The 3,784-nt window shown below is 54.7% G+C and carries 6 protein-coding genes and 1 pseudogene; 5 read left to right on the plus strand and 2 right to left on the minus strand.

What is annotated here, in order from left to right:
* The 5 genes and pseudogenes from QVO51_RS07810 to QVO51_RS07830 form a co-directional block, all read left to right on the plus strand.
* A pseudogene (locus QVO51_RS07810) lies at positions 1-472 on the plus strand (DNA methylase); the annotation flags it as partial.
* A complete protein-coding gene (locus QVO51_RS07815; protein ID WP_022357938.1) occupies positions 469-885 on the plus strand; it encodes a hypothetical protein in 417 nt (138 codons plus the stop codon). The pseudogene QVO51_RS07810 and the gene QVO51_RS07815, both read left to right, overlap by 4 nt.
* A complete protein-coding gene (gene sfsA, locus QVO51_RS07820) occupies positions 875-1,564 on the plus strand; it encodes a DNA/RNA nuclease SfsA (RefSeq protein ID WP_022357939.1) in 690 nt (229 codons plus the stop codon). The genes QVO51_RS07815 and sfsA overlap by 11 nt, the downstream gene beginning before the upstream one ends.
* The gene (locus QVO51_RS07825; RefSeq protein ID WP_022357940.1) at positions 1,561-2,169 is read left to right on the plus strand and encodes a M48 family metallopeptidase; all 609 of its coding nucleotides are present in this window, start codon (positions 1,561-1,563) and stop codon (positions 2,167-2,169) included. Before sfsA ends, QVO51_RS07825 begins: the two co-directional genes overlap by 4 nt.
* Positions 2,170-2,227: 58 nt before the next feature.
* Positions 2,228-2,551, plus strand: a complete 324-nt coding sequence (locus tag QVO51_RS07830) for a DUF3784 domain-containing protein (RefSeq protein WP_022357941.1) — start codon at positions 2,228-2,230, stop codon at positions 2,549-2,551.
* A 51-nt stretch (positions 2,552-2,602) separates the two neighbouring features.
* Here QVO51_RS07830 and QVO51_RS07835 read toward each other — a convergent pair whose 3' ends face one another.
* Positions 2,603-3,193, minus strand: a complete 591-nt coding sequence (locus QVO51_RS07835; RefSeq protein WP_022357942.1) for a hypothetical protein — start codon at positions 3,191-3,193, stop codon at positions 2,603-2,605.
* A gap of 25 nt (positions 3,194-3,218) precedes the next feature.
* On the minus strand, positions 3,219-3,784 hold a 566-nt coding region (locus tag QVO51_RS07840), incomplete at its 5' end, for a DegV family protein (RefSeq protein WP_288168020.1).

Genomic DNA, 3,784 nt, shown 5'->3' on the forward strand with positions numbered 1-3,784 from the left:
GGTGCTGACAGTGGGATATGATTACACGGGTATCCCGGAGGATTATGCCGGCACTCTGGAGCAGAACCATTATGGCAAGACAGTGCCCCAAATGGCACATGGCTCCACGAATCTGGGGCGGTTTACCGCTTCTGCCCGGACGATGGTGCCGGCGGTAGTGCGGCTGTATGAGGAGATCGTGGACAAGCGGCTGCTGGTGCGGCGGATGTACGTGGTGGCGAATCATGTGATCCGGGAACAGGATGTGCCCCGGGATACCTGCATGCAGCTGGATTTGTTTACGGATCCGGCGGAACAGGCGGAGCGGCGTGCAGCACAGCAGCAAGCAGAGCAGCAGGAAAAGTCCCTGCAAAAAACCATCCTGGCGATGCAGCAGCGTTACGGCAAAAATGCTGTCCTCAAGGGCATGAATTTGCAGGAGGGCGCAACTGCCATTGCCCGGAATGGGCAGGTAGGAGGGCATCGGGCATGAATGAATATGCGGATATTCTGTACCATCCTCATCACGTTTCCACCCGGCGACAGCCCATGTCCATGCACGAACGGGCGGCTCAGTTTGCTTCCTTCAAGGCGCTGACCGGGTACGAGGACGGCATTGATGAGGCGGCACGGTATGTGGAACACAAGCTAGAACTGACAGAGGATCGCCGGAACAGGCTGGATGCCTGTTTACAGATCCTTCGGGATGCAGGGTGCGATGTACAGATCCGGGTGCTTGCATTCCATCCGGATCTGCAAAAGCAGGGAGGCGTGTATCTGCCCTATACCGGTGTGCTGCGCCGCATTGACGAAACGGCAAGGCAGCTGCTGTTCCGGGACGGTACCGTGATCTCACTGGACACGGTTTATGACATGTGGGGGGAGGTATTTCCGGATGCATTATGAGCGCACGGTGCATGCAGTCTTTCTTCATCGTCCAAACCGGTTTGTGGCAGTGACGGCACGGAACGGCAGAGAAGAAACGGTGCATGTAAAGAATACGGGACGGTGCAGGGAACTGCTGCTGCCGGGCAGGGAGGTGATCCTGGCGGAGTCGGATCGCCCTGGCAGAAAGACACGATATGATCTGATTAGTGTGTACAAGCCGGGGGTGGGCTGGATCAATATCGACAGCCAGGCACCGAATGCGGTTGTACAGGAGTGGCTGCGCACAAAGCCGGGGATCTTTGCGGACATGACTCTGTGCAGACCGGAGTATCGGTACGGCGCATCCAGAGTGGATTTTTATCTGGAATGCGGCAGTCGGCGGATTTTGATCGAGGTGAAGGGTTGTACCCTGGAGGTGGGTGGAGAGGGCTACTTTCCGGATGCGCCCACGGAGCGTGGGGTCAAGCATCTTCACGAGCTGGCAGCAGCATGCGAGGCGGGATTTGAGTGTTACCTGGCGTTTGTGATCGCCATTCCAGGAGTGAACATGGTGCATCCCAATTTGGAAATGCATCCGGAATTTGGAACTGCTTTAGAGGAAGCAAGGCGGGCAGGCGTCCGGGTGCTGTATCTGCCCTGCCAGGTGCAGGAGGATGGATTGCAGATCCGGGAACGGGAGAAAGGGGAGCAGGTATGACCAAGGGTAAGGTGGTGCTTGCAGGCACGTTTCGGGTGGAGAGTATTTCTGTGCCAGTACAGCTGATCCGCAGTGGCAGGAAAACCATCGGGGTGAAGGTGGATCAGAAGGGCGTTGTCACTGCGCAGGCACCTTACCTGGCAAAGGAAGCGGATGTTCTGGCGTTTCTCAGTCAGCATGCCGACCGGATCGAACAGTATGTGCAGCGAAGCAGAATTGCAGCCGAGCAGGCGGAGGATGCCGGACGGTTTTCTGCGGCGGAGTTGGAGCATATGGCACAGCAGGCAGTGCAGGTGATCCCACAGCGTGTGGCATACTATGCCCGACTGCTGGGTGTGACCTATGGGCGCATTACCATCCGGAACCAGAAAAGCCGCTGGGGTAGCTGCTCCAGCAAGGGAAATCTGAATTTCAACTGCCTGTTGATGGCTGCTCCGGCGGAGGTGCTGGACTCGGTGGTTGCTCATGAGCTTTGCCACAGAAAGCATATGGATCATTCCAAGGCGGTCTATGCGGAGTTATACAAGTTGTTTCCAGACTATGATCGGTGCAGCCGCTGGCTCAAGGAGCAGGGGGTATTGCTGATGCAGCGGATGACCGGCTGATAAGTGTTGACAATCTATTCACAATGTGCTATTATGATAGCAGAAAGGCGGTGGTATGATGGGAACAATCATTCTGGGCATCCTGTTGGGTGCAATTGCGACAACGGCATTTGTAGTGGGTGGCTTGCAATTGGCGGAAAAAGGACCTTTGCTGAACAACTCGTATTTCTATGCATCCGAAAAGGAACGGGCGGAGATGAACAAGTCCCCCTACTACCGTCAGTCGGGTATTGTCCTGCTGTTGGTGGGCGTGATCTTCCTGCTCAATTGTATCGCTGTGTTCGGGCAGATTCGATGGATGATCTGGTTTGTATTGCTGACAGCCGGAGTCACATTGCTCTATGCCGTGATCTCCTCCATACACATTGATAAAACAAAATAGCCCGGAAAACAGAAAGCGCCCGAGTAGCGATGCTGCTGCTCAGGCGCTGTTTTATGTGGATTCGTAATAGGATTCATAAAGGTAATTCTGACCGCCAATGACGAACACATACCATTCCAGGTCACAGGTCTCACTGCCGACACTGCCATCGTCTGTTTCCGTGATTTTCACGGAATAGGCGTCAGTGATCTGAACGCCGTCATCAAACTTTTCGTGAATGATGTCGTTGTAGCTGGCAAGGGAATCGTCCGTCAGCTGGAAAATCTGGTTGATGGTGTAGGTGACAGTGTAATCCGTACCGTATTTATCCGAAAAATAAGTGTGTGCCTGCTGTACGTACTGGTCGGTGGTGATCCCTTCCTTCTGGCATTCCTTTTTGATCTGATCTACATAAAAGCCCGGGAACACGTTGAATGCAGTGTCGAAGCTCTGGGTGCGCAGACCCTCATAGTATTGATCCAGCAGGGGGGTGAATGCCTTGACCAGGCTGTCGTAATCGGTGGCTTGCCGATCCGGGGATACGGCATTGGAATTCACCGTAGAAGTGGTAGCGGAATTGCTCTGGGATGAGCCGGACTGATTGCAGCCGGTCAGCGCCAGCAACAGTGCGCCGCAGGCAAGCAGCGGAAAAAGCTTTGACATTGGGTTACATCCTTTCTGTTTTCGGTCAGATGCTTCTGTCCTTGCCGATAAAGAACAGGGCAACGGTTCCGGGCCCTGCGTGGGCACCGATGACCGGGCCGATGGTGCCGATGCGGATATCCTGGATGCCGAAGTGTTCCCGGATCTGGTCGGCAACAAAGTTTGCATCCTCCGGGGCATCTCCGTGACTGATGAATACAGGCAGATCCAGATCGTTGTGATATTTCTTTTTCATGTTTTCCACAAGTGCAAGCAGGGATTGCTTTCTGCCACGCACCTTTGCAAAGGGGATCAGCTTGCCTTCTTCATTGACATTCAGAATGGGCTTGATGCCCAGCATGCCGCCCACCACTGCGGAAACCTTGGACACTCTGCCGCCCCTGTGCAGATGGTTCAGATCATCTACTGTAAAGTAGTGACAGAATTTTAGCCGATTCTGGGTGACGAGAACGGCAGTCTCTTCGATGGTTTTTCCAGCCGCCTTGAGCCGCAGAGCATACTCCACCAGCAGACCATGCCCCATGGAAGCGGACAGGGAATCCACCACCAGCACCTTGCTGTCCGGGTAGCGTTCCATCACGTCGTTGGCTG

The organism is Ruminococcus sp. CAG:379, from assembly GCF_000434255.1.
Classification (GTDB): domain Bacteria; phylum Bacillota; class Clostridia; order Oscillospirales; family Ruminococcaceae; genus Ruminococcus_F; species Ruminococcus_F champanellensis.

Coding starts and splice junctions, on each gene's coding strand:
- QVO51_RS07815 (WP_022357938.1), top strand. CDS start 469: ATGAATGAATATGCGGATATTCTGTACCATCCTCATCACGTTTCCACC.
- sfsA (WP_022357939.1), top strand. CDS start 875: ATGCATTATGAGCGCACGGTGCATGCAGTCTTTCTTCATCGTCCAAAC.
- QVO51_RS07825 (WP_022357940.1), top strand. CDS start 1,561: ATGACCAAGGGTAAGGTGGTGCTTGCAGGCACGTTTCGGGTGGAGAGT.
- QVO51_RS07830 (WP_022357941.1), top strand. CDS start 2,228: ATGGGAACAATCATTCTGGGCATCCTGTTGGGTGCAATTGCGACAACG.
- QVO51_RS07835 (WP_022357942.1), bottom strand. CDS start 3,193: ATGTCAAAGCTTTTTCCGCTGCTTGCCTGCGGCGCACTGTTGCTGGCG.